Source organism: Vibrio sp. YT-19(2023) (assembly GCF_033337395.1).
Window position 1 is genome coordinate 1 of the sequence record NZ_JAWOQN010000671.1, and the last position, 632, is coordinate 632.

Here is a 632-nt window from a genome sequence, read left to right on the forward strand (position 1 = left end):
GCGGTGCTGTCTAGCAACTCAATTGCTGGTCCTACAGGTAAAGAGATTTTCGAACTGCCGTTCGTGTTTGTCGAAACCATGTTGCTGCTATTCAGTAGTATCACCTTCGGTTTTGGCATTATCGCTAGGAAGCGTAATGACGTGGCGGGTCTCAAGCGTTGGATGCTAGTGACGTTTGCGCTAGGTCTTGGCTTTATCTGCATGGAAATCTACGAGTTCCATCACCTGATTAAAGAAGGCTATGGCCCACAAACCAGTGCGTTCCTATCGGCATTCTTTACTCTGGTTGGCACGCACGGCTTGCATGTGACCTTTGGTCTGATTTGGTTGGCAGTGGCTTATCACCAGCTTTCGACTAAAGGTCTGAACGACAACATGGCGATGCGTTTTAACTGCTTGAGCCTGTTCTGGCACTTCCTAGACATTGTTTGGATTTGTGTCTTTACCATCGTTTACTTAATGGGGGTGATGTAATGGGCCAACATGTTGAAACCAGCTCGTCGGATTACGTAAAAGGCTTCGTTGCGTCGCTGATCTTAACGGTGATTCCGTTCTACTTCGTCTGGGCGCAAACACTGCCAGCGAGCACCACTTACGTTGTGATGTTTACCTGTGCTTTGGTGCAGATTTTT

The 632-nt window shown here is 47.8% G+C and carries 1 protein-coding gene and 1 pseudogene; both read left to right on the plus strand.

What is annotated here, in order from left to right:
• Window positions 1-474 (plus strand): cytochrome o ubiquinol oxidase subunit III (cyoC, locus tag R7E78_RS27790; RefSeq protein WP_318058842.1); only part of this gene is annotated, 474 nt, incomplete at its 5' end.
• Window positions 474-632, plus strand: a pseudogene (locus tag R7E78_RS27795) (cytochrome o ubiquinol oxidase subunit IV); the annotation flags it as partial. The gene cyoC and the pseudogene R7E78_RS27795, both read left to right, overlap by 1 nt.